The organism is Nonomuraea ferruginea (assembly GCF_039540635.1).
Taxonomy (GTDB): domain Bacteria; phylum Actinomycetota; class Actinomycetes; order Streptosporangiales; family Streptosporangiaceae; genus Nonomuraea; species Nonomuraea ferruginea.
Window position 1 is genome coordinate 368,479 of record NZ_BAABFD010000002.1, and the last position, 23,735, is coordinate 392,213.

Below are 23,735 nucleotides of genomic sequence, written 5' to 3' on the forward strand. Positions count from 1 at the left end.
GTGGTGGTGCTCCATGGCATACTGGCGGCCCCGCGGCATGGAGGTGCCATGTTCGAGTCCGTCAGATTATGGCTGGTGATCGCCCTCGGTTTCCTGACGAGCGCCTGCGCGCTGGGGAACAACGTCCTCTGGGCCGGCGCGATCGCCTGCCTTCCGGTGATCGGCTACATCGGCGTCCGCCGGCTGCGCCACGGGAGCGCGCGCGGGACCGGTGACGTGTTCGGCGCTCTCACCTGGACGCTCGTGGGAGCCATGGCGTTGTACCTCGGCTGTGTGCTCGCCTGGCCGTTTCCCACAGGGCTGGTCGTCTCACTGTTCTTCCTGGTCGTCGCGATGATCATCGGTATCCGGAAGGACGTCTCGGCACGCTACGCGGGCGACTGAGGACCGGCTGACAGCTCAGGTCAGCGAGCGCAGGTCCGCGACGTCGTACTCGGTCACCGAGGCGGCGAGTATGGCGTCCTGCTGGGTGTCGTCGGGGCCGCTGCCGCGGAACGCCTCGACGGCCGCCCGCGACTCCCAGCGTTCGAAGATGTTGACGCGGCCGGCGTCCACCAGGTCCGCGCCGATGGCGAAGTCGAGGCAGCCGGGTGCGCGGCGGGCCAGCTCGACGACGCCCTCGCAATCCGCCAGATAGCGCTCGCGCCGGTGCGGATCGACGACGATGTGCCCCGCGACGATGACCATGTCCTGCTCCTCTGCCGAGTTCGTCCTGACCGTCGTGGTGGTGACCGCCGAACGAGCCGGAACTCATCGGTGCGCGCACGAGAGGGTCACCTTCGCGCAGGGGCGGCGCGCCGGGTCCGGGCGAGCGTGACCGCGGCCAGGACGAGCAGGGCCATGGCGACCGGAGCGAGGACGGTGTACCCACCAGAGGAAAGGACCATGGTGGAGGCCAGGCCGGCCACGGCGGCCGCGCCCCATAGTCCGGCGTCGACCGCGCCCTCCACGCGCATCCGGTCGGCCCCCTCCGGCAGCCCCGTGGCGAGGCCGGCGCTGCCGCCGATGAAGCAGAGGTTCCAGCCGTACCCGAGCAGGAACAGGCCGGCCGTCAGCATCGGCATGCGGCCGGGCCCGGCCGCGGCCAGGGCCACGGACAGCGCCATGATCGCCAGCCCGGCGGCCATCACGGGCCGCGCGCCGTACCGGTCGATCAGGTGGCCGGTGAGCGGCGAGAACGCGAACATGCCGAAGGTGTGCGCCGCCAGCGCGGCGCCGACCGCATCCAGGCCGTGGTGGTGCAGGTGCATGTCCGGCGGGGCCGCGGTCATGATGCCGACCATCACGACCTGCGCCGCGGCCATCACCGCGAACGCCGACCGCGCGGCGGGCCCGTGCACCAGGTCGCTGAGCCGTGCCCGCCCAGGAACCGGGCGTGCCCCGGATCCCGCCAGGGCGGCGGAGACGGCCATGGCCGCGGCGCAGGCGACACCGGCCAGCAGGAAGGGGCCGGTGAAGGCGATCCATCCCAGCCCCGTCGCGACCGTGCTCGACGGTGCGAGCAGCAACGGCCCGCCGACCGCGCCGAGCGTGCCGCCCCAGACCACGGTCCCGATCGCGAACCCGCGCCGCGCCGGTGGATACAGGTCCGCCGCCGCGTAGCGGGACAGCTGGGCCCCGGCGTTGCCCACCCCCAGCAGGAGCATGCCCAGGGTCAGCGTGACGATGTCGTACGAGGCGACGGCCACGAGCGCGAGGCAGGCCCCCGCCGTCGCCACCGCGAAGCCGAGCACGAACCCGGCACGCCGCCCGGCGCGGTTCATCACGCGGGTCAGTGCGAGGGCGCCGGCGCCGGTGCCGACGATGCCCGCCGTCACGGGCACGCCGGCCCACGCGAGGCCGAGGCGGTCTGTGGCGACGAGGGTGCTGACCGCGCTCGCCGCCGCCATCGCGGCGTTCATGAGCGCGGTCGCCGTGAACAGGGCGGTTATGCTGCGCCGGTGTCTATTGATCATCCCTTTACGATAGGAATGTCGGTTTTGAGAATGAAGGGGATCTGAACGGTCCTGCGGCGGTTACGCTTCTCGAACGTGATGCATGATCCGGTCAGAGGTTGACGAATGGACAGACAGTTGGATCGTACGGACTGGCGGATCCTCGCCGAACTCCAGCGCGACGGCCGTCTCTCGTACAACCGGCTCGGCCGCCTCGTCAACCTGTCGCCGCCCGCCGTGGCCGAGCGGGTGCGCCGTCTGGAGGAGGCCGGAGTGATCACCGGATATCAGGTCACGATCGATCCGGCCAAGGCGGGGCTGCCGCTCACCGCGTTCGTCCAGATGCGCTGCGCGCCGGGCCGCTGCCTGCTGAAGACCACCACGGCGGGGGACTATCCCGAGGTCGTCGAGGTGCACAAACTGACGGGCGACTCGTGCACCATGCTCAAGATCCGCACCGCCTCGATGCGCCATCTGGAAGGACTGCTCGAACGCCTCGGCGGGCACGGCGAGCTCACCTCGTTCGTCGTCCTGTCCACCCAGTACGAGGGCCGTCCCGTCGAACCTCCGGCCTCCGAGCTCAGACCGGTGACCGACTCCGCCGGGTGGAGCCGCTGACCCTACTTGAGGGACAGGATGCGGCCGTGGTACTTCGGGTGCTTGGTCTCCCAGTAGCGCCAGCCCTCCACCTTGGCGGGGACGTTGGCTATGCCGCGGTCGATGAGACGGTGACGGCAGGTGCCGAGCACCGACCAGGCCGACCAGCCGACGCGGTAACCGAAGACGCGGTAGCGCATGTTGCCGTACATGCCCTTGCTGACTTCCCGCGTGTACTCATGGCCGGCGAAGACCATATGGCGCTCCTCCAGGTGCGGGATTCCCAGCCGGCGCAGGTTGCGCACCACGTCTCCGGTGGTGAGGGAGATCTGCTTCTCCGACTCGGTCTCGAGGAAGGCGAGCACCTCGTGCTCACGTGTCACACTCACCGTCATCGTGCCGCCCGGCCCGTCGATGAAACGGGTGCGTGGAATGTAGAAGTTCCGCGGCGAGAGCCGGTGGATCTTGAAGAAGACCCTGGATTCGCACGTCGCGTCGACATCCCCGAAGCCCCACCTCACCCGCGTAGCCGGGGTCGGGCTCTCCGTGGGGCTCTCGGTGGGGCTCTCGGTGGGGCTCTCCGTAGGGCTGGGGGTGGGAGTCGGGGTGGGACCCGGGGCCGGGCCCGCGCTCGCCGACGGGGACAGGGTGGCGACGAGGGCCGTGGACAGGGTGCCCGCGGCGACCAGCATCGCCGATCTCCCGGCCGGGCGACGCCTTCCCGGCCCGGACGAGGCCACTCTTCCTGGTTTCGCCGTGGACATGTCGGTGAGCTTCCTTTCGACCGGGTCCGTACGATGCTCGCAGCCGACCCGAGCCGCAAGGCGACGGCTCGCCGGTTCCTCCTTTCTGGTACCTGGAAAGAATGGTCGACAAAGGGACCAAGCCGTTCATCGCAACCGGCCCTGGAGGATGATCCGTCTTCACGACGGCGCGTCGTGAAGAGCTCCGATCGGGGCGACCACGTGGGAGCCGCCCTTGCAGCGCCACACGGGCCGCCGCGCCTCGAAGTCGACGTGCAGCCCGAAGTCGTGTGCCGGGCACTCCGGCCACACGATCCAGAGCACCTCCATCATCAGGTCCTGCATGCACTCCGCGACGTTCGCCACGTCGTACTCGGTGTCCGCGCTCAGGTACGCTCCCCCGCTCCAGTACCTGCCGTCCTCCAGGGCGAGGAAGAGCGTCTCGTCCCACCCTTCGGCGAAGTGGAACCGGTGGCGGGCCCTGACCTCGGGCGGCAGGTCGGCGATGACCGTCTCCAGGGCCCGTTCCAAGGGAGTCACGACGGCTCGAAACGGAGGCGGAAGGTGGCCGGGCGGGCGCGCAGTTCGTACCGCGCCAGGGTGGCCGGGCCGCAGGCGGCGCTGCCGATGCCGTGCTGGGCCAGGTCCAGGGTGAGATGGAGGCGGCCGTCCGGGACGAGGTCGGGGCGGTGGGCGGCGGCGTCCAGGGCCGCGGTGCTCCAGGGGCGGACCGTCAGGCCGAACACCGGGGCGCCGGTGATCCGGATCCCGGCGAGCTCGGCCCAGCGGACGGCGGCGCGGTGGCCGTTCTCCTGGGGGTAGACGTACGGGGTCTGCATCCCCTCCACCGTGCTGGTCCACCGGCCGACCCGGGTGGCCATACCGGTGTCCGGGTACGCCTCCCCCGGCCCGAGGCCGTACCAGGTGACCGTCCGCGGGACGGACGGAAGCGTCAGGGCGAGGCCCAGGCGCGGGATCGGCTCGGGCCAGTCGCCTTCGGGGACGATGTCGACCCGGAGGTCGAGGGCGTCGCCCGAGGCGGTCCAGGTGTAGGTGGCGCGCATGCCGAGGTCGGTCGCGGCGGGCGCCACCCTGGTGCGGACGGTGAGCGCGTCGCCGGGCTCGACCGCGTCGACGCGGTGGGTGAGGCGGTGCAGGCCGAGCAGGCGCCAGCGGAACTCGGTGCCGTCGTAGCGGTCGTTGTCGATCGGCGCCCGCCACAGCTCCAGCCGAGGACCTTCGACGTCGAGGCCGAACAGGCGGGTGAGACGGCCGGTCGCCCCGTCGAACACCGCCCCGCCGACCTCGATCTCCGCACCATGAGCGGCTGAGGCGGCGTCCCTGCGGTGAGCGGGTCCATCGGCACGGCGCGGGACGGCGCGGAGGTCGTCCGGCCCCGTGTACGGGGTGCCGTCCGTGTCGAGGGGGACCTGGGCCCACGCCACCTCGTGCCCCGCGTCCGCCCACGGCTCGTCGCGGGCCAGGGAGGCGCGGACGGTGAGCCAGCGCTCGCCTTCCCTCTCCGGGAAGACCGGCAGCTTGACCTCGCCGCCCTCGGCCGGGACCTCCAGCGGGAACGACGCCAGGGGCACGCCCTCCGCCTCGACCTCGCCGGAGAAGGCCAGGTGGGACAGGTCGCGGAAGCCGTACTTGCTCCGGATCGTCACCGAACCCTCCGAGAAGGTGAACGCGACCGGCTCGAACACCTTCTTCAGGTCCAGGAGCCCGGGTGACGGCGTGCGGTCGGGGAAGACGAGGCCGTCGACGACGAAGTTGCCGTCGTGGACGGGCTCGCCGTAGTCGCCGCCGTACGCGTACCCGAGCGCGGGATGCGCCAGGCCGTGGTCGATCCACTCCCAGATGAAGCCGCCGGCCAGCCGCGGATAGCGCTCGAACAGCTCCTGGTACTCGGCGAGCCCGCCGGGGCCGTTGCCCATCGCGTGCGCGTACTCGCACTGCAGGAACGGCATCGCGCGCCGCCGCGCGTCCAGCTCGGGGTCGTCCAGCGGGTCCTCGGCGCCCCTGCCGATCGCCTCGACCTCGGCGTGCGAGGCGTACATGCGCGAGTACACGTCCGTGTGCTCGCACGAGCGGTCGCCCTCGTAGTGGATGGGCCGGGACGGGTCCCGCTCGCGGGTCCACTCCGCCATGGCGCCGAGGTTGCGGCCGACGCCCGCCTCGTTGCCCAGCGACCACATGATGACGCTGGGGTGGTTCTTGTCACGCTCCACCATGCGGCGCATCCGGTCGAGGCACGCCTCCTCCCAGCGCGGGTCGTCGCTGGGGTTGCGCCGCCAGCCGACCTGGCCGAAGCCGTGCGTCTCCAGGTCGCACTCGTCGATCACCCACAGCCCCAGCTCGTCGCAGAGGTCGAGGAAGGCGGGGTGGGGCGGGTAGTGGCTGGTGCGGACGGCGTTGACGTTGTGCCGCTTCATCAGCAGCACGTCCTCGCGCATGGTCTCGTACGAGACCGCCCGCCCGTGCTCGGGGTGGAACTCGTGCCGGTTGACGCCCTTGAGCAGCAGCGGCCGCCCGTTGACGAGCAGCACCCCGTCCTCGATGGCGACGGTGCGGAAGCCGACGCGCAGCCGGACGGTCTCCCCCGGCGCGCGCAGCACCGCCTCGTACAGCCGCGGCGTCTCGGCACTCCACGGCTCGGCTCCGACGGTGACGCGCTCGCCCGGCCCGAGCCCGGTGATGCCCAGCTCGGGCACGTCGAGGGCGCCGTCGCCGTCGAAGCTCAGCGTGCCGCGCCCTTCCTCGTACGAGGCGCGCACGAGCACGTCGGCGGCCGAGCGGGTGAGGGTCACGTCCCGGAAGATGCCGGGAAGCCACCACTGGTCCTGGTCTTCCAGGTAGGAGGCGGCCGACCACTGGTGGACGCGCACGGCCAGCACGTTCCGTCCGGGCTTGAGCCACGGCCCGGCGTCGAACTCGGCGGGCAGCCGGCTGCCGGTGGTGAAGCCCAGCTCGTGCCCGTTCAGCCAGACCTTCGCGTACGATTCGACGCCCTCGAAGCGGAGCCTGCCGCCGCTCCAGCCGTCCGGCAGGTCGAAGGCGCGGCGGTAGTCGCCGGTCGGGTTCTCCGTGGGCACGTGCGGCGGGTCGACGGGGAAGGGATAGGACACGTTGGTGTACGCGGGAGCGCCGTGGCCGTGCAGCGGCCAGTGCGACGGCACCGGTAAGTCGTCCCAGCCCGTGTCGTCGTAGCCGGGGTCGGCGAAGCTCTCGGAGACGGTCGCCACCGGTGACAGGCGGAACCGCCAGGTGCCGTCGAGGTCGAGCGAGGGGGCGTCCGAGCGCAGGGCCGCGCGAGGGTCGAGGCGGCCGGAACCAGGGGTGAAACGTTCGCATTCCATCGCCTGCCGAGCCTAGAGGTTCGGCGCGCTTTCGTCAGCGACGAGTTTCCGGCGGGACGGCGGTCTACCGGGCATGAGCGATGTGGTGCTGAACATGACGGTCTCGGTCGACGGGTTCGCCACCGGGCCGGACGAGGATCTGGAGCGGCTCCACCGGTGGATCTTCGCGGAGAGCGCGGAGGACGCGGAGATCAGGGCGGAGTTCGCCGCCGAGCCGGGCGCGTACGTGATGGGGATGGGCATGTTCCGGTCGGGCCTGGAGCCGTGGGGTGACGCGCCGCCGTTCCCGCACCCGGTGTTCGTGCTCTCCCACACCGAGCGGGAGCCGCTGGTCAAGCCGCCGGCGACGTTCACGTTCGTCACCGGCGGGATCGAGGACGCGGTCGCCCGCGCGCGGGCGGCGGCCGGGGAGCGGGACGTGTGGGTGGTCGGCGGCGCGGACGTGTGCCGGCAGGCGCTGGCCGCCGGGCTGGTCGGCGAGCTGCGGCTGCACGTCGCGCACGTGCTGCTCGGCGACGGGCTGCCGCTGTTCGGGAAGCTCCCGCTGCCGGCCGACCTGGAGGAGGTCAGGACGGTGACGACGCCGGGCATGACGCACCTGACGTTCCGGGTCGCCAGGAACGCCTGATCCCGTCAGGGGATCACCCGTTCCTGGGGATGCCGGCGGACACCCCTCCCGTTGACGCCCGGCGACGGGGACGCGGCGAGATAGCCGGCCAGGAGGCTTTCCGCGACCTCGCCCACGGTGGCGTCATCGGGCAGGAACTCGGGGGTGTGCAGCCCGGCCCGCGTGTCGACGCCGACGAACATCATCAGCGACGGCATCAGCTCGCCGTACTGGGCGAAGTCGTCGCCGCCGCACGAGCGCAGCTCCTCGCTGACCGACCGCCCGCTCTGACGCAGCAGCGCGCCGGTGCGCATGGCGAGCGCGGCGTCGTTGACCAGCACCGGCTCGCCCCGGTGGACCCGGACGTCGGCCTCACAGCCGTAGGTGCGCGCCATGTCCTCGACGAGCTGGGCGAACTGGGCGTGCAGCGTCTCGCGCGCCGGCTGTGACAGGGTGCGCAGGGTGCCGTGGGCGACGGCCTCGGCGGGGATGGCGTTCGGCGCGGTGCCGGCGTGCACGGTGCCGAACGTCACCACGGTCGGCACCATCGGGTCGGCGGTCCGGCTGACGAGGTGCTGGGCTCCGGTGATCACCTGCGCCATGGCGACGATCGGGTCGCGGGCCAGGTGCGGGTAGGCGGCGTGCCCGCTCACGCCCCTGAGCGTCACCCGGAACTCGTCGGCGGAGGCGTTGACCGCGCCCGGCGTGCAGGCGGTCACCCCGGCGTCCAGCACGGGCTGCACGTGCGCGCCGATCATGGCGCAGACGTCGTTGCGGGCCAGGGCTCCCGATCGGACGATGTCGGCGGCGCCCGACGGGTGGCTCTCCTCGCGTGGCTGCAGCACGACCATGAGCGGGGCCGGCCGCTGCTGGGCGGTCACGGACTCGTACCCGGCCTCGGGCCGGCTCTCGTGCGTCTCCAGGATGGCGGTGACCCTGGCGACCGCGCGGGCCAGCGCCACGACGGCGGCCAGGTGGACGTCGTGGCCGCAGGCGTGCATGGCGCCGTTGTCGGCCGCCCAGGGCACGCCGGTGCGCTCGACGATGGGCAGCGCGTCCAGTTCGCCGCGCACGCCCACGGCGGGGCCGGGGCCGCCGATCCTGACCAGCGCGCCGGTCCCGGCGACGTGCTCCACCGGCCCTTCCGGCAGCGCGTCCAGCACCCGTCTGAGCGTGGGCGCCTCCTTGCCCGACACCCTGGGGTCGGCGTGCAGCTCGCGCCGCAGCCGCTCGGCGGCGGGCAGCTCGGCGTGCAGCGCCTCCCGCAGCAGCACCTCGCGGTGGTCGGAGCCGAGGTCGGCGTGGGCGTCCGCGCGCCGGCCGGAGAGCTGATCGGATCGCAGCTCAGCACGGTGGTCCGTACGCCGGTCGGAGTGGCCGTCCGGGCGGGGATAGGAGGTCACGCGGCGCCCCCGAGCCGGTAGAGGCGGCGCGCGTTGGTGGCGCCGATCATGGTGGCGACCCGGACGGCCTGGCCCGCCGACCACTCCCCGTCGGTGACGAAGCCGCCGAGCACCCGCGTCATGGCCCGCCGCCACAGCTCCGCGCCGAGGAAGTGCAGCTCGGCCGGGCCCCATCCGTCGGACGAAAACATGATCTTGGCGAACGGGGCGATCTCCAGGCTCTCGGCCACCACCGCGGCGCTGCCCGCACCGGTGTGGTGGACGGCCAGGCCCAGGTCGAAGAACACGTGCGGGTACGCGTGCGCCAGGTATCCGGCGTGGCGGTGGAACGGGTAGCAGTGCAGCAGCACCAGCGGCACCCCGGCCGGCTGCGTCCGCTCGATCAGCCCGCGCAGCAGCAGCGGGTCGGCGCGGCGCAGGTCCAGGTCGGGGTCGCCGATCCCGGTGTGGAACTGCAGCGGCAGGCCGGTCTCCAGCGCGGTCCAGATGAGGTGCCGCAGCAGCACCGGGTCCGCCAGGCGGCCGCCGGCGGCGAGCCAGCGGCCCGCGGCCTCGGTCACCTCGGCGGGCGAGGGCGGGTCCGGGTCGAGGTCGAGCCCGTGCCGGTAGGCGACGATGCTCTTCAGCGCGCGGGCGGTGCGGATCCGCTCCCCCAGCGCCTCGGCGAACCGGCCGGCGAAGCCCGCGGCGGACACGCCGGAGGCGGCGACCTGCTCGGCCACGGCCTCCAGCCGCACCACCTCGTCGACCGGGACCGCGGCGAGCTCGGCCATGCCGGACGGGCCGACGACCTCGTCGGCGCGGTAGCCGGTCTCGATCAGGTAGTGGCCCGCGCCCGCGGCGCCGAGCAGCAGCCGGTTCACCGCGACGACGCCCAGCCGGGCGCGGCGGGCCAGGTACTCCTCGGGCGAGATGAACGCGTCGAGTCCGAGCACGGGCGCGCAGTGGCGCAGGATGGCGTGGCCCAGCTGCGAGTCGAACGGCGTCATCCAGTCGGGCGCCGGCCCGTGGGCCTCGGTGATCAGCTCCTCGAAGGCGGCACGCGACAGGTCGCGGCCCGTCACCCCGTGGGCGTGCTGGTCGACCAGCGGCAGTTCCTCGATCGTCCGATGGAGCCCGGACAGCACGGTGAGTTCACTGGCCATCGGCGCCCCCGCCCGGCTTCACCTCTACGCGCGACACGTACGTTCTTCCCCTTCGCGGACAACGGCCTCAACCCGAACCGTGCCCGCGTGCGGGGCCGATGAACGTGGGGACGGGCACGACCTGCGCGCCCGTCCCCGCGGATCAGGCGGTCGATCAGGCGGCTGACCTGGCGGCGACCGCCACGGCGGCCTGCTCGGTGACGCCGTTGACGGTGACCGCGACCGTCACCTGACCCTTGCGCAGCGCGGTGAGCGTGCCGGTCTCGGGGTCGAGCACGGCGACGTGCCACGGCTTGGCCTTGGCCCGCGGTCCCACGTGCAGGTTGGGCGAGCCGGACCAGGCCGCCGACACCGGGTAGGCGACGGGCACGTCACGGCCGTCCTGCCGGACCGTGGCCGTGACGGTGGCCGGGGTGCCGGTCTCGACCCTGGCCGGGGCGGTCAGCGTGAGCCGGTCGACGTGCGGGCGCAGTTCGGCGCCGATCCACTCGGGGGCGTCGGCGAACCAGTTGCGCCTGACGTGCTCGGCCTCCTTGCCGGTGACCGGGTCGACGCCCCACAGGGACCAGCCGGTGAAGCCGCCGTCGCCCGCCGGGGTGGACGGGTTCTTGGCGGCGTTGCCGTTGATCACGTAGGGCACCGCGTCCACCCGGGAGGCGTGGAAGGTGCCCACGTGCCCGCCGATGAACGCCGCGCCCTTGCCGGTCTCCCGCTGGAAGTCGGCCAGCCAGCCCTCCACCAGCGCGGCTTCCTTGCGGTCGCCGAGCTGGCTGCCCTTGCCGGGGGTGGGGTCGCGTGGCGGCACGTGGAACAGCACCGCGACCGAGCCGATCGAGCCGTCGTCCGCGGCCCGGTCCAGCTCCGTACGGAGGAGCTCGATCTGCTCGAAGCCGCCGCCGCGCAGGTTGAGGCGGGAGGTGTCGAGCGTGACGAAGCGGGTGCCCTTGTGGTCGAAGGTGGTGTACGTGTCGCCGAAGACGGCCTTGAAGTTGTCGATGCTGCCGCCCATCACCTCGTGGTTACCCGGGATGTAGTGATATTTCAGATCATCGCCGAGTTCTTCGTCGAGGATCCGCTTGGCCAGCGCGAAGTCCTCCGGCGAGGCCTCGTCCACCAGGTCACCGTTGACGAACAGGAAGTCCGGCTTCGCCGCCTTGATCTCGCGGAGCGTGCGGCGCGCGCCCGCGACCAGGTCGCTGTCCGGGTCCCGGGCGACGAACTGCGCGTCCGACATGACCGCGAACCGCCACGGCCGGTCGGCCACGTCCGGCTTGACCACCGGGTCGGCGACCTTCTCCGCCTCCGGCGTCTCCACTGACGGCGGCACCTTCGCGACCAGGCCGTCGATCAGGATCTCGTTGGTGTAGGAGGCGGTGGCCTTGGTCTCGGCCACGTAGAAGCGCCGCAGCTTGAGCGGGTAGCTCACGCCCGGCGGCACCGCGAACTCGACGAACTGCCAGCCGGTCCACGTCATGTACGGGCCGCGCAGGATCTGCGACTGCCCGAGCGCGTCGTAGAACTCGAGGCTGGGCCACTCCCCCTTGCCGGTGGAGTGGATCCACAGCCCGAACGCCTGCGGCTGCCCGTCCACCACGAGCTGCTCGGGCGGGCCGGCGTAGGCGGCGCGGGTCGCCGTCGACTGGGTGAAGTCGTACGAGAGCTTGAGCCCGCCGCCGCTCTGGCCCGGCGCGGCCGAGAGCGAGCCGGTGGCCCGCGCGGCGGCGAACGTCCACGAGGCGGCGTTCTCGAAGTCGGCGACCGGCTGGTCCTCGAAGCCGACGGTCACCGGCAGGGCGGTGCTGATCTTGCCGACCTTGGCGGTGATCAGGGCGGAGCCGGTGTCCTTCTTGGCCTTGACGGTGAAGGATCCGTGCTCGTTCGCGGTGACGTCGAGCAGGGCGCGGTCGTAGTCGAGCGACAGGTCGGCGGGCTCGATCGGGGCGGTGTTGCCGTTGCGGTCGTAGCCGACGACGCCGAAGGTCGCGGTGTCGTCCGCGCCGGCCAGGCCGACCCGGTCACTGGTGACGCCGAGCCGCTGGAGCGGCTGGAGCACGGTCAGCTCCAGGGAGCCGGTGGCCTTGCCGCGGGCGGCGGTGACGGTCGTGGTGCCTGGCACCAGGGCGTGGAACCTGCCGTCCCTGACGATGCCGTGGACCGCGGGCTTGCTCCGCCAGATCGGCGCCCCGGACGCGGGCCCGTACGTCTCGTCGTATCCGGCGGCGGTCAGCCGCCGCGTGAGGCCGGGGAAGACGCGCTCGGGGCGCCCGCCGCCGATGGGCGCCGCGCCGGGGGCCCGGCCGGGGTCGACGGCGGTCTCGACCCAGAAGCCCTTGAGCTTGCCGCTGCCCTCGGGGGCGTAGAGCGCCAGGCCGTTGGGGACGTGCCGCTCGCCGCCGTCGGACGGGCTGTTCTCGACCTGCGGGGCGGCCTGGCCCGGCTCGCGGGCGAGCATGGTGGAGGAGCCGCCGCCGTCGAGGTTGAGCGCGTCGGCCGCGCCCAGTTCGACCATCATCGCGGCCAGCTCGTTGAGCGTGACCCCGCGGCTGTCGGCCTGGCGGCCGTCCACGGTGAGCAGGTACATCTTCTTTCCGTCGGCGGAGAAGCCGACCGCGGTGCGCGGGTGCGCCGACTGGTCGGTGGAGTTCTGCGCCTTGCCGTCCTTGACCAGCACCCAGTTCCCGCCGACCGCGGCCTTGACGTCCCCGCCGTCGGAGGCCTTCGGCCGGTACGCGACCTCGACCTTGTCGCCTGCCTTGAGCCCGGCCAGGGCGGCGGCGCCGGCGTCGCGGCCGAGCAGGATCGAGGTCCCGGCCGGGATGGGGCCCTCACCGGCCTGCCCGCGGACCGCGGCGACCACGCCGTCCTTCAGCTCCACCTCGGTGACGGCGGTGGCGCCCTCGACGGCGCGGGCCCGGGTGTAGGACCCCCACAGCGGGGTGAACAGGCCGACGCCGCCTGACTGGATGCGCTGGTTGAACTGGGTGAGCGTGACCGGTGAGCCGCCCTCGGGGGTGGCGGTGCCCTCGAAGTGCATCTTGAGCACCCGGCCGACGCCGTCGCCGCTGATCGCGACCGCGTTGTCGTGGCCGGCCATCGGCGACTGGACGAGTTCGCCGGTCTGCACGCCGATGCCCTGGGCGGCGCCCGAGTTGTTGATGTCGAAGAAGTCGCCGTTGACGGCGGCGACCGCCCGCGACCGCTGGGCGGGGCCGGACAGCGGCTCGGTCTTCGACACCTCGCCGGAGTACACGTAGTCGGCGCTCGCCCCGCCGGCGAGGTCGGCGGTGAGCGCGTCGGCGCGCAGCCACCCGAGCGGGTCCAGCCGGTCGAAGGAGGTGAGGGTGATGCCCGGGGCCACCGGCCTGGTCTTCTTGGCGGTGTCGAGCCGGTCGCCGGTCGCCTGGGCGGCGACCAGCGTCGAGAGGGGCGGGTAGGACGACGCCGTCGGCGCGTCCTCGATCGGGGGTGCGGGATCGGCCTGTGCGGGCGCGGCGGCGGTGAGCACGAGCGTCGCCGCGGCGAGTAAACGGAGGGTCTGCACGACCGAATGCAATCGTCCGTGCATATAACTTTCAAGACCTTGGGGTGAACTAAAAGAAAATTTCAGATCTTGGCGGCGACAGGGGCCTCCTCGGACGCGGGCTCCGCCAGCGGCTCGCTGTGGATCCCCGCGTACAGCACCAGCGGCACGGCCACCGCCACGACCATCGACAGCACGGCGGTGCCCGAGTCGTTCACCAGCATCCCGACCACCCCGCTGACCAGCGCCCCGATCAGCCCGGCCTTCAGCATGGGCGCGCGTTCGAACGCCTGCGGCACCACCCCGGCGCTGATCTTGCCCGGTCGCATGATCGCGAAGATCAGGAACGCCAGGCCGGTGATCACGATCGGCATCAGGTTGGGCGAGAGCATGGTGTTGAGCATGGCCCCGAGCTTGCGGAGGATCATCGGCATGAACGTCCCGTCGAGCACCATGCCGACGAACCGGCCCAGGTGGGTCTGCGACGGCGCCGGCCGCAGGTAGTCGAGCACCGCGAGCGCCGACACGGTCACCCCGCCGAGGGCGCAGAACCCGACGAACTTCAGCACCGACACCCGCTTGCCCGCCACCAGCAGCGCGGTGACCGCGATGCCGGGCACGAACGCGATCACGCCGCCGAAGTCGCTGCCGATCCCCGGCCAGCCCGCCAGCAGCATCGCGGCCACGCCCAGCGTGGAGACCAGCGCCACCGCTGCCCGCCGCCGCCCGGCCCGCACCAGATGGTCGGCGGCCACCGCGGCGGTCATCAGCACGGAGGTGGCCAGCAGCGCGAACGGGATGTTCGCCAGCCCGTAGTAGCGCCCGCCCACCACGGCCGTGTAGCCCATGAGGCTGTTGAACTGCAGGTTGGTGCCGGTCAGCAGGTCGGCCACCATGACGATGCCGATGATCGCGGCCACCACGCCGGGCGGCCCCAGCGGGCCGCGCCGCCACGGCCCGAGCACGGCGAAGGCGGTGATGGCCGAGGCGATCGCCACCACGCCGGTGATGACCAGCGCGATCGGGTACGGGCCGTGCCCCCAGGGGAACACGTTCACCGCGTACGTCGAGACGGGCACCGCCGCCAGGCCGAGCGCGACCACGCCGACGGCGCCGGCGTTCCTGCGGCGGGACAGCACGTAGTAGGCGATCGCGTAGAACGACACCGTGATGACGGCGAAGCCGGTGAAGAACAGCCCGGTGGTGTTGCGGATGCCGGTGCCCATCATGTCGGCCCTGCGCAGCTCCGCGACGGCCTCCTCCAGCGGCAGCCGCTCCCCCGCCTGCCAGGGCAAGCCGATCACGGTCGGCGGGACGGGGATGCCCGCGGCGGTGAGCACGGTCGGCGTGGTGTCGGTGATGATGACGATGTCGCCGCGCCGGGTCGAGGCGGTGCCGAGCAGCCCACCGGACGCCTCGGCCCGCTTCCACATGGCCACCCGCAGGTGCGGCACCGACCCGTGGTCGCCGATGCCGCTGAGCACCACCTGGGCGCCGGCGGGCAGCTTCGCCAGCGCGGCGCCGACCTCCGCGTCGGCGGCCCGCACGGCCTCGCGCCGCCGCTCCGGGCCGAGCGCGTCGGGCACCGCGGGCAGGTGGCCGCCCGCCAGGTAGGGGCGGATCAGCTCGTCCACGTCCACGGCCAGCACCCGGCAGCGCGACCAATCGGCCAGCGCGGCCGGCTCCGGAGCGTACACGTCCACCTTGCCGTCGGCGTCGGCCAGCGCCAGCGCGGCGCCGGGGCCCACGGCGGTCGTGCAGTGGCCGGCGGCGTGCACGGCCGCGCCGAGCGTGCCCGCGTACGTGCCGTCACGCCTCGCGCGCAGCCCGTCGAAGCCCGGCACCCGGGCGCCCTCGCCCGTGCGCTCCGGCTCGGGCGGCAGCCCGCAGCGCTGCCCGACGGCGGAGCGGACGCCGGCGGACACCGACAGCCAGCCGTCGAACGGGCAGGCGAGGGTGCCCACGGTCTTCACCGACACCGACCCCAGGTCGCTCTCCCCGGCCAGCCGCCACAGGTTGGGGGTCGCGTGCGGGTCGACGTCGTCCCAGAGCAGGCCGGGCACGCCGATGAGCGCGACCGGGGGCTCCTCTTGCGCGGCGTGCGCGGGCGGCGCGATCCACCACAGCGCCGACGCGACCAGCAGGAAGTACGCCCACCTCACCGTTTGCCCCCATGCGGAGAAGGAGTCAGGTACGGCGACGCGGATCCGGCCGCCGGGGATCAGCAGGCAACGTAGCACGCCACCCCGTGGTTAGGCTCCCTCCTTATCCGGGGGCTTCCGCGCGCTCGATCTCCGCCGCGGCGGCCAGCACGACGTGTTCCTCCCACGGACGGCCGACCACCTGGACGGCCGAGCCGCCGCAGGGCACCACCACGACCGGCGCGCCGGTGAGGCTCCAGGGCAGCGTCCACAGGTAGTCGTCCGTCTCGGACTCCCGCCACGGCGGCGGCTCCTCGGCGGCGGGGATGACGAGGACGTCGGCCCGCGCGGTGGCGGCCAGCATCCGCCTGCGGAACCGGTCCCAGTCCCACAGCACCCGTACGTTCTCCTCTCCGCTCAGCCCCGCCCGGTCCCAGTAGCGCCGGGTCAGCTCCAGCGCCTCCTCCCGCACGTCGGGCAGCGGCCGCTCCGCGACGGCCGCCCCCGCCTCGGCCAGCGTCCGCACCGCCCGCGCCGTCGCCTCGTGGCCGCCGGCCCCGGCCATGGTCGCCACCCGCAGCCCTGGGACGCGCACGGCTCCCGGATCGGCGAGCGGCACCGGCGGCGTCCCGCCGTCCATCCCGTCCGGCCCGGCGATCACCTCCAGCGTGGCGGCGAGGTCGGCGACGGTCCCGGCGATCGGGCCGATGACGGTCCTGCCGTCCTCCAGCGATCCGCAGCGCGGGAAGTGACCGGTCAGCGGCACCCGTCCGAACGTCGGCTTCAGCCCGGCCACCCCGCACCAGGCGGCCGGCAGCCGTACGCTCCCGCCCGAGTCGCTGCCCAGCCCCAGCGGCACGGCGCCGGCGGCCACCAGCGCCGCCGTCCCCGACGACGACCCACCGGGCGCCCTGCCCGGATCGCGCGGATTGCCGGTCTTCCCGTGCACGGGGTTGTCGGCCATGGCACTGCTGATCGCGACCACGACCGCCCCGGCGGCCCGCAGCCGCGCCACGGCCGTCGCATCCCGCTCAGGCCGCCGCCCCGGGCTCCCCGGCGTCCCCCCGGCCGCCCCGCTCACGGGCCAGCCTGAGACATCGATCCAGTCCTTGACGGTGACGGGCACCCCTTCGAGCACCCCGCCCTCACCGGCCCGCAACCGCCGATCAGGCCGCTCAGCCTCCGCCATACTCCACCCGGCATCAACGGCGGCCACACCCCCGAACCGCTCCCCCGCCCACCGGACCCGCTCGATCGCCTCCCGTACGACGTCGACGGCGGTCCTCTCGCCTGCCCGTAACTCCTCCGCCAGCCCCACCGCGCTCCGCACCATGCGCGCATCCTGACATGTCCCCCGTACGACGGACATCGCGCTTTAGCCCGCGGGACGTCTTCGATAGCCCCCCGCTCCACCGGGAGGCCGGCGGTGTCCCGGCCATGACGCGGTTGCCGTCGATGCCTCGGCCAGGAACGGTGGGAAAGGTGCCGCCTCACCAGGTGGCGGCGATGACGACGCCCACCATGACGACGGCCACGACGGCGTAGCGGAACGCTCTGGCGCGCAGGACTCGGGTGATCCGCATTGTCAGTCACCGGAGGCCGGGCCGAGATGCTCCTCCAGCCGGGCGATCCGCTGGACGAGGGGCTGGAGTTGCTGCCGCACGGCCACGGCCACGAGCGCCGCCAGGTCCGGCGCGCCGGGCGACTGGCCGGACAGCTGCGCGGACGGTTGGGCGGCGGACTCGGCGCGTAGGTGGACGTAGCCGGCGAGGGCCGCCACGACGGCGCGGCGGGTAGGCCGGGGCTCGGCGCCCAGCCCGCGCAGCACCTGGCCGGCGATCCCGTCGGGTTCGGCGACGAGCCCGAGGAGGAGGTGCTCGCATCCGACGTAGTTGTGCCCGAGCGAGGTCGCCTCGTTGACCGCGGCTTCCAGAGCGTTCGCCGCGCCCACGCCGAACCGGCGCACCTCTGAACCCGGCTCGCCCGCCCCGGGTTCTTGCACCGGGCCGCTGCCCGGCTCGGGCTCAGAACCCGCAGCTCGTCCCGGCTCGCCGCCGGGATCCTGTCCGGCTCCGAGACCTCCGGACGACATACGACCGCCCGGAGAGTCAGGACCTTCCGCACCTCCCGGGCCCGTAGAAGCTTTCGCAGTCGTACGACTCTCCGGGGACGTAGAACCTTCCGCAGATGCACGACTTCCCGGGGACGTGCGCCCTTCCGCAGACGTACGACTTTCCGGGGACGTAGAACCTTCCGCAGACGTACCACCTCCCACGGACATCCGGCCAGCGAGGTCGCGGGTTACCTGGCCGGGGTCGATGTCCATGGCGCGCAGGACGTGGAGGGCGAGGTTGGTGCCCTCCGCCAGCATGCCGGCCAGGAGGTGCTCGGTCTCGACGCCGCCCGCCCCCGCCCGCGACGCCGCGAGCTTGAGCACGGTGCGGGTGCGCGGGGTCAGCAGGGTCAGGGCGCCGGTGGGACGGTCGAGGTCGACGTCGGACAGGGCCGTCTCACGGATGGCCGTGACGCGGCGTACGGCCTGCTCCAGGGCGCGCTGGCAGATGGACGAGACCGGCACGCCCGCCTGCTTGACCGCCTCCGCCAGGTCGTCCGGCAGATACACGTTGATCTTCGGCACGTCACCTCCCCAAGGACTGCCCCCATCATAACCCCCATGTAACCCCACCGCTCCCGACAAGGCCGGGAGTCTTATTCACTGGCATTGGGGCAGATGTCAGCGCAGACTGGAAAGACGGCGATACACCACAAAGTGGAGCACCCGTGGACAATCACCTTGATCACATGCCGGTTCTGTCCCGTGGCAGGCATCGCAACCCGAAGCGTGGTGCTTGCTTCATGGAGTTCGCGTCCTATCTGGCCGGAGAACGGTGGAGCGACCACCCGGCCTGCACACACCCGCTGCTGGCCGCGCTGGCCCGCCTCGTCAACGACAACACCACCGACGAGAGCCGCAGCCGCCTCATCCACCTGGTCCCGTCCATCATCGGCCTGACCAGCACGGACCTCCGGGTCGACGCCCACATCGCGCTCCGCTGCGCGACCACCGCCCTGCCCGTCGCCGCCGCCGAGCGCCAGCTCGCCCTCGCGGTGTCGGTGCTCGCGGCGGAGGAGATGCTGGCCCGGCTGAACGGCGTCCCGCCCGGACGGCTGAGCCCGCGCAGCCAGGAGGCGATGGACCAGGTCCCGCAGGCGGCGGCCCAGGCACGCAGGTTCAGCCGGGCAGCCAAGATCACGGAGAAGGGCTTCCGCAGGTACGCGGCCCCGAACGCGGTGCAACTGGCCGTGGTCGGGATCGTGCAGGCCTGCATCGAGGACCCGGACACGATGCTGCGCGACCTGCTGACGGCGGCGATCGACGACTGCTCCCGCCTGATCCAGGACACCGGGACGACGACCCCGGCCGTGCCGCTGCCCGTCGCGCAGACGGCGTCCTGAGAGTGTCGTTCGTCACCCTGGCCCGCCTTACTTAGGAGGGCCTAAAACACTCGTCCACCTGTTCGTATACGGCGCAGAACCGCAGGTCAGGCAAGCCTCTCCTTCGTTGCGGATCTTTCCGACATTTACCTAATGTCGATGGAAATGCAGCAATAGGAGGGATTTCATGACCATCGAGCTGGAGCGGACGTACACCCCCGAGATGCACCACAGCCACCGTGACGTCACCGGCGGGTGGCTGCGGCCGGCGGTGTTCGGGGCGATGGACGGGCTCGTCTCCAACTTCGCGCTGATCGCCGGTGTGGTGGGGGCCTCGGGTCCCGGGCGGGGCGCCGTGCTCGCCGGGTTCGCCGGGCTGGTGGCGGGTGCGTGCTCGATGGCGGCCGGCGAGTACACGTCGGTCAAGTCCCAGACGGAGCTGATGCGCGCCGAGATCGCCGTGGAGCGGCGCGAGCTGGCCCGCAACCCCGAGGGCGAGCGCGCCGAGCTGGCCGCGCTCTACCGGTCCCGCGGGCTGGAGCCGGAGCTGGCCGAACAGGTCGCGGCCGGGCTGTCGGCCGATCCCGACCAGGCTCTGCGGGTGCACGTGCGCGAGGAGCTCGGGGTGGATCCTGACGACCTGCCTTCGCCGAAACTGGCGGCCGTCTCGTCGTTCTGCGCGTTCTCCGCCGGGGCGCTGGTGCCGCTGGTGCCGTTCTTCTTCGGGGCGTCGGGGCTGGCGCTGGCGGTGGTGCTGAGCGTGCTCGCCCTGTTCGGGTTCGGCGCGGTCGTGGCGCACCTCACGGCCCGCCCGTGGTGGGTGGGCGGCCTGCGCCAGCTCGTGCTCGGCGTCGGCGCCGCCGCGGTGACCTTCGGCATCGGCCACCTGCTCGGCGTCGCCGTCTCCTAGACCCAGCCGTCTCCTGATCCAGCCGTCTCCCGGCCCAGCCGTCTGCTGATCCATGCGCGGAACCCGGCTCCGGCAAAGAGTCCGCTCCGCCATGCGCGGAATCGGAACCTCCGGGTATGCGGATACGGGACGATGGCGTGATCGGTTTGTGACGGCCGCGAGGAGGGCGACGTGAACGGCGACATCACCCAGAGCCAGGAGTGGGCGGCGCTGGAGAAGCACCATGGTGAGCTGGCGGGCATACACCTGCGCGAGCTGTTCGCCGACGACCCCGGCCGGGCCGGCCGCATGACGCTGACGGCGGGCGACCTCTACCTCGACTACGCCAAGCACCGCGTCACCAGTGAGACCGTCGGGCTGCTGGTGCGGCTGGCCGAGCGGGCGGGGCTTCGCGAGCGCATCGAGGCCATGTTCACCGGCGAGCACATCAACGTCAGCGAGGATCGCGCGGTCCTCCACACCGCGCTGCGCGCCCCCGCCGACGCCGCCCTCGTGGTCGACGGCCAGGACGTCATCGGCGACGTGCACGCCGTGCTCGACAAGATGACCGCCTTCGCCGACCGGGTGCGCGCCCAGGAGTGGCGAGGGGCCACCGGGCGACCCATCGCCACCGTGGTCAACATCGGGATCGGCGGCTCCGACCTCGGCCCCGCGATGGCCTACGAGGCGCTGCTCGACTACGCCGACGCCGGCATCGAGGCCAGGTTCGTCTCCAACATCGACCCGGCCGACATCACCGGCAACCTCCGCGGACTCGACCCCGCCACCACGCTCTTCGTGGTCAGTTCCAAGACTTTCACCACGCTCGAGACCCTCACCAACGCCAGGGTGGCCCGGCAGTGGCTGGTCGGCGCGCTGGGCGAGGACGCCGTCGCCAAACACTTCGTGGCCGTCTCCACCAACGCCGCCAAGGTCGCCGAGTTCGGCATCGACACCGACAACATGTTCGGCTTCTGGGACTGGGTCGGCGGCCGCTACTCCTACGACGGCGCCATCGGCCTGTCCCTGATGATCGCCGTCGGGCCGGCCAGGTTCCGCGCGATGCTGGCCGGCTTCCACGCCATCGACCAGCACTTCCGCACCGCGCCTTTCGAGGCCAACATGCCGGTGCTGATGGGCCTGCTCGGGGTGTGGTACGCCGACTTCTTCGGCGCCCAGACCCGCGCCGTGCTGCCCTACAGCCAGCGCCTGCACCGCTTCCCCGCCTACCTCCAGCAGCTCACCATGGAGTCCAACGGCAAGTCGGTGCGCGCCGACGGCGCCCCCGTCACCTGCGACACCGGCGCCATCTTCTGGGGCGAGCCGGGCACCAACGGTCAGCACGCCTTCTACCAGCTGCTCCACCAGGGCACCCACCTGGTGCCCGCCGACTTCATCGGCTTCGCCGAGCCGTACGAGGACCGCGAGGGCATGCACGACCTGCTCACCGCCAACCTGTTCGCGCAGACCTCGGCGCTCGCGTTCGGCAAGACGGCCGAGGAGATCGCCGCCGAGGGCACCGCCGCCGCGGTCGTGCCGCACAAGGTCATGCCGGGCAACCGGCCCACCTCCACCATCCTCGTCCCGAAGCTCTCCCCGTCGACCCTCGGCCAGCTCGTCGCCCTGTACGAGCACGTCGTGTTCGTCGAGGGCACCATCTGGGGCATCGACTCCTTCGACCAGTGGGGCGTGGAGCTGGGCAAGAAGATGGCGCTCGACCTGGCACCCGCGCTCACCTCCGACGAGCCGCAGGCCGCCTTCCCCGACCCCTCGACCGAGCGGCTCGTCCGCGTCTACCGCGAGCTGCGCGGCCGCCCGTCGTGAGCCACCATGAGGGCATGGACATCATGGAGATAGCGGAGAAGTCCAGGGACTCCGCGAACGTCAAGAGGGTGTTCGGCGACCCCGTGCAACACGGCGACGTGGTCGTCATCCCCGTCGCCAGGATCGCCTACGGCGGTGGCGGCGGCACGGGCCAGGGCGAGGACAAGAAGGGCGACAGCGGCAGCGGCAGCGGCGTCGGCTACGGCGTGGCGGCCACCCCCGCCGGGGTGTTCGTGGTCAAGGACGGCGAGGTGCGCTGGCAGCCGGCCGTGGACGTCAACCGCATCGTGGCCGGCGGCCAGATCGTCGCCGTGGTGCTCCTGCTGACGCTGCGCGCCGTCTTCAAGCGCCGCCGTCGCCGCCGTCACTGACGCCCGGGGTCGGCCAGAGACTCCGGGCGCCGCGCTTCCGGTGAAACCGCTCAGTGGGACTCGCGGCCCACCCCGTCGCCGCTCGAACCGGTGAGGAAGTCCAGGTCGACGCCCCGGTCGGCCTGGAGCACGTGGTCCACGTACAACCGCTCCCAGCCGCGTACGGGCCGGGCGTGGCCGGTCATGACCGGCTCCCGGGCGGCCAGTTCGGCCTCCGGCAGGTCCACGTCGAGCCGCCTGGCCGCCACGTCGAGCACGATCGGGTCGCCGGTGCGCACCCTGGCGAGCGGCCCGCCGGCGGCGGCCTCGGGCGCGGCGTGCAGCACGACGGTGCCGTAGGCGGTGCCGCTCATGCGGGCGTCGCTGATGCGCACCATGTCGCGCACGCCCTTGGCCAGCAGCTTGGCGGGCAGCGGCAGGTTGCCCACCTCGGGCATGCCGGGGTAGCCGCGGGGACCGCAGCCGCGCAGCACGAGCACCGACGTCTCGTCCACGTCCAGGTCGGGCGAGTCGAGCCGGGCGTAGACGTCCTCGACGCTGTCGAACACGACGGCCCGGCCCCGGTGGCGCAGCAGTTCGGGCGAGGCGGCGGCGGGCTTGATGACGGCGCCGTCGGGGGCGAGGTTGCCGCGCAGCACGGCGATGCCGGCGTCGGGCAGCAGCGGCTCCGCGCGCCTCCTGATCACGGTCTCGTCCCAGATCTCGGCCCCGGCCAGGGAGCCGGTGAGCGGCTCGCCGGTGACGGTGATCGCGGACGGGTCGAGCAGGTCGGCGACCTCGTTCAGCACGGCCCGCAGGCCGCCCGCCCTGAACATGTCCTCCATCAGGTGCCGGCCGGCGGGCTGCAGGTCGACGAGGAGCGGCACACCGGAGCCGGTGCGGTCGAAGTCGTCGAGGTTCAGCTCGACGCCGAGCCGGCCGGCGATGGCGAGCAGGTGGACGACGGCGTTGGTGGAGCCGCCGACGGCGGCCAGGGTGACGATCGCGTTGAGGAACGAGGCGCGGGTCATCACGTGGCTGGGGCGGCGGCCCTCGCGCACCAGCTCGACGGCCAGGCGGCCGGTGTCGTGCGAGCGTTCCAGCAGTCTGCTGTCGGGGGCGGGGATGCCTGCGGTGCCGGGGATGGTCATGCCGAGCGCCTCGGCCATGCACGCCATGGTGGAGGCGGTGCCCATCGTGTTGCAGTGGCCGCGGCTGCGGATCATGGAGGACTCGGACTCCAGGAACGCCTCACGGGAGAGCGTCCCGGCGCGTACCTCCTCGCTGAGCCGCCACACGTCGGTGCCGCAGCCGAGCGGGACGCCGCGGAAGCGGCCGGTGAGCATGGGGCCGCCGGGCAGCACGACGGCGGGCAGGTCGACGGAGGCGGCGGCCATGAGCAGCGACGGGATGGTCTTGTCGCAGCCGCCGAGCAGCACCACGCCGTCGATCGGGTTGGCGCGCAGCATCTCCTCGGTGGCCATGGCGGCGAGGTTGCGCCAGAGCATGGCGGTGGGCCGGACGTTGGTCTCGCCGATGGAGAGCGCGGGCAGATTGAGGGGGACGCCGCCGGCCGCCCAGATGCCCTGTTTGACGCTGTCGGCGACCTCGTTGAGATGGGAGTTGCAGGGGGTCAGGTCGGAGGCGGTGTTGGCGATCGCGATGTGCGGCCGTTCGCCGTCGAAGGCGTCCCGGGGCAGTCCTCGGCGCATCCACGCGCGGTGGATGTACGAGTTCCTGTCATCGCCCGCGTACCAGTGCGAGCTGCGCAAAACCATAACGGCACCT

19 protein-coding genes are annotated in these 23,735 nt (G+C 72.7%); 7 read left to right on the forward strand and 12 right to left on the reverse strand.

Annotated features, from left to right (window positions below; all coding sequences use genetic code 11):
• Positions 1–48 precede the first annotated feature (48 nt).
• The gene (locus ABD999_RS05030) at positions 49–384 is read left to right on the forward strand and encodes a hypothetical protein (protein WP_219544309.1); all 336 of its coding nucleotides are present in this window, start codon (positions 49–51) and stop codon (positions 382–384) included.
• A 15-nt stretch (positions 385–399) separates the two neighbouring features.
• On the opposite strand, the gene ABD999_RS05035 is transcribed toward ABD999_RS05030, so the two are convergent.
• Both ABD999_RS05035 and ABD999_RS05040 read right to left on the reverse strand, forming a co-directional pair.
• Positions 400–687 carry a putative quinol monooxygenase gene (locus ABD999_RS05035; protein ID WP_148032079.1) on the reverse strand — a complete coding sequence of 96 codons (288 nt, stop codon included), beginning with the start codon at positions 685–687 and terminating at the stop codon, positions 400–402.
• A gap of 86 nt (positions 688–773) precedes the next feature.
• Entirely contained in the window at positions 774–1,955 is a 1,182-nt protein-coding gene (locus ABD999_RS05040; protein WP_271276213.1) for an MFS transporter, read from the reverse strand.
• 105 nt (positions 1,956–2,060) lie between these two features.
• Between ABD999_RS05040 and ABD999_RS05045 the strand changes: the two genes are divergently transcribed.
• On the forward strand, positions 2,061–2,552 hold the full coding sequence (locus ABD999_RS05045; protein WP_271276212.1) for an Lrp/AsnC family transcriptional regulator: 492 nt from the start codon (positions 2,061–2,063) through the stop codon (positions 2,550–2,552).
• Between the two features lie 2 nt (positions 2,553–2,554).
• On the opposite strand, the gene ABD999_RS05050 is transcribed toward ABD999_RS05045, so the two are convergent.
• The 3 genes from ABD999_RS05050 to ABD999_RS05060 all read right to left on the reverse strand — a co-directional run bounded on the left by ABD999_RS05050 (position 2,555) and on the right by ABD999_RS05060 (position 6,633).
• Positions 2,555–3,223: a hypothetical protein gene (locus tag ABD999_RS05050; protein ID WP_271276211.1), complete on the reverse strand. Its 669-nt coding sequence runs from the start codon at positions 3,221–3,223 to the stop codon at positions 2,555–2,557.
• Positions 3,224–3,454: 231 nt separating this feature from the next.
• The gene (locus ABD999_RS05055) at positions 3,455–3,814 is read right to left on the reverse strand and encodes a hypothetical protein (RefSeq protein ID WP_271276210.1); all 360 of its coding nucleotides are present in this window, start codon (positions 3,812–3,814) and stop codon (positions 3,455–3,457) included.
• Positions 3,811–6,633 carry a glycoside hydrolase family 2 TIM barrel-domain containing protein gene (locus ABD999_RS05060; RefSeq protein ID WP_271276209.1) on the reverse strand — a complete coding sequence of 941 codons (2,823 nt, stop codon included), beginning with the start codon at positions 6,631–6,633 and terminating at the stop codon, positions 3,811–3,813. Before ABD999_RS05060 ends, ABD999_RS05055 begins: the two co-directional genes overlap by 4 nt.
• Positions 6,634–6,706: 73 nt before the next feature.
• Here ABD999_RS05060 and ABD999_RS05065 point away from each other — a divergent pair, with 73 nt between their 5' ends.
• On the forward strand, positions 6,707–7,261 hold the full coding sequence (locus ABD999_RS05065; protein WP_271276208.1) for a dihydrofolate reductase family protein: 555 nt from the start codon (positions 6,707–6,709) through the stop codon (positions 7,259–7,261).
• Between the two features lie 5 nt (positions 7,262–7,266).
• Here ABD999_RS05065 and ABD999_RS05070 read toward each other — a convergent pair whose 3' ends face one another.
• From ABD999_RS05070 to ABD999_RS05095, 6 genes are all read right to left on the reverse strand, one after another.
• Positions 7,267–8,643, reverse strand: a complete 1,377-nt coding sequence (locus ABD999_RS05070; protein ID WP_271276207.1) for a M20 metallopeptidase family protein — start codon at positions 8,641–8,643, stop codon at positions 7,267–7,269.
• Positions 8,640–9,788: an amidohydrolase family protein gene (locus tag ABD999_RS05075; protein ID WP_271276206.1), complete on the reverse strand. Its 1,149-nt coding sequence runs from the start codon at positions 9,786–9,788 to the stop codon at positions 8,640–8,642. The genes ABD999_RS05070 and ABD999_RS05075 overlap by 4 nt, the downstream gene beginning before the upstream one ends.
• Before the next feature lie 154 nt (positions 9,789–9,942).
• Entirely contained in the window at positions 9,943–13,329 is a 3,387-nt protein-coding gene (locus tag ABD999_RS05080) for a phosphodiester glycosidase family protein (protein WP_271276205.1), read from the reverse strand.
• Positions 13,330–13,391: 62 nt separating this feature from the next.
• Entirely contained in the window at positions 13,392–15,470 is a 2,079-nt protein-coding gene (locus tag ABD999_RS05085) for a hypothetical protein (protein ID WP_271276204.1), read from the reverse strand.
• A 103-nt stretch (positions 15,471–15,573) separates the two neighbouring features.
• On the reverse strand, positions 15,574–16,782 hold the full coding sequence (locus ABD999_RS05090) for an amidase (protein WP_271276203.1): 1,209 nt from the start codon (positions 16,780–16,782) through the stop codon (positions 15,574–15,576).
• Positions 16,783–17,034: 252 nt separating this feature from the next.
• Positions 17,035–18,087, reverse strand: a complete 1,053-nt coding sequence (locus ABD999_RS05095) for a Clp protease N-terminal domain-containing protein (RefSeq protein ID WP_271276202.1) — start codon at positions 18,085–18,087, stop codon at positions 17,035–17,037.
• Between the two features lie 218 nt (positions 18,088–18,305).
• Between ABD999_RS05095 and ABD999_RS05100 the strand changes: the two genes are divergently transcribed.
• From ABD999_RS05100 to ABD999_RS05115, 4 genes are all read left to right on the forward strand, one after another.
• A complete protein-coding gene (locus ABD999_RS05100) occupies positions 18,306–18,905 on the forward strand; it encodes a hypothetical protein (protein WP_271276201.1) in 600 nt (199 codons plus the stop codon).
• A gap of 166 nt (positions 18,906–19,071) precedes the next feature.
• Entirely contained in the window at positions 19,072–19,794 is a 723-nt protein-coding gene (locus ABD999_RS05105) for a VIT1/CCC1 transporter family protein (RefSeq protein ID WP_271276200.1), read from the forward strand.
• 171 nt (positions 19,795–19,965) lie between these two features.
• Positions 19,966–21,597 carry a glucose-6-phosphate isomerase gene (gene pgi, locus ABD999_RS05110; protein WP_345482591.1) on the forward strand — a complete coding sequence of 544 codons (1,632 nt, stop codon included), beginning with the start codon at positions 19,966–19,968 and terminating at the stop codon, positions 21,595–21,597.
• A gap of 14 nt (positions 21,598–21,611) precedes the next feature.
• Complete coding sequence (locus ABD999_RS05115) at positions 21,612–21,968, forward strand: spore germination protein GerW family protein (protein WP_219544297.1); 357 nt, start codon at positions 21,612–21,614, stop codon at positions 21,966–21,968.
• 50 nt (positions 21,969–22,018) lie between these two features.
• Here the strand turns inward: ABD999_RS05115 and ABD999_RS05120 are convergent, their stop codons facing one another.
• Entirely contained in the window at positions 22,019–23,725 is a 1,707-nt protein-coding gene (locus ABD999_RS05120) for an IlvD/Edd family dehydratase (protein WP_219544296.1), read from the reverse strand.
• Between the last annotated feature and the right edge of the window lie 10 nt (positions 23,726–23,735).

Bases quoted from the DNA above. Each gene is read 5' to 3' on its own strand.
- ABD999_RS05030 (WP_219544309.1), top strand. From the start codon at position 49: ATGTTCGAGTCCGTCAGATTATGGCTGGTGATCGCCCTCGGTTTCCTG.
- ABD999_RS05035 (WP_148032079.1), bottom strand. From the start codon at position 687: ATGGTCATCGTCGCGGGGCACATCGTCGTCGATCCGCACCGGCGCGAG.
- ABD999_RS05040 (WP_271276213.1), bottom strand. From the start codon at position 1,955: ATGATCAATAGACACCGGCGCAGCATAACCGCCCTGTTCACGGCGACC.
- ABD999_RS05045 (WP_271276212.1), top strand. From the start codon at position 2,061: ATGGACAGACAGTTGGATCGTACGGACTGGCGGATCCTCGCCGAACTC.
- ABD999_RS05050 (WP_271276211.1), bottom strand. From the start codon at position 3,223: ATGCTGGTCGCCGCGGGCACCCTGTCCACGGCCCTCGTCGCCACCCTG.
- ABD999_RS05060 (WP_271276209.1), bottom strand. From the start codon at position 6,633: ATGGAATGCGAACGTTTCACCCCTGGTTCCGGCCGCCTCGACCCTCGC.
- ABD999_RS05065 (WP_271276208.1), top strand. From the start codon at position 6,707: ATGAGCGATGTGGTGCTGAACATGACGGTCTCGGTCGACGGGTTCGCC.
- ABD999_RS05075 (WP_271276206.1), bottom strand. From the start codon at position 9,788: ATGGCCAGTGAACTCACCGTGCTGTCCGGGCTCCATCGGACGATCGAG.
- ABD999_RS05090 (WP_271276203.1), bottom strand. From the start codon at position 16,782: ATGGTGCGGAGCGCGGTGGGGCTGGCGGAGGAGTTACGGGCAGGCGAG.
- ABD999_RS05100 (WP_271276201.1), top strand. From the start codon at position 18,306: ATGGAGTTCGCGTCCTATCTGGCCGGAGAACGGTGGAGCGACCACCCG.
- ABD999_RS05105 (WP_271276200.1), top strand. From the start codon at position 19,072: ATGACCATCGAGCTGGAGCGGACGTACACCCCCGAGATGCACCACAGC.
- ABD999_RS05115 (WP_219544297.1), top strand. From the start codon at position 21,612: ATGGACATCATGGAGATAGCGGAGAAGTCCAGGGACTCCGCGAACGTC.
- ABD999_RS05120 (WP_219544296.1), bottom strand. From the start codon at position 23,725: ATGGTTTTGCGCAGCTCGCACTGGTACGCGGGCGATGACAGGAACTCG.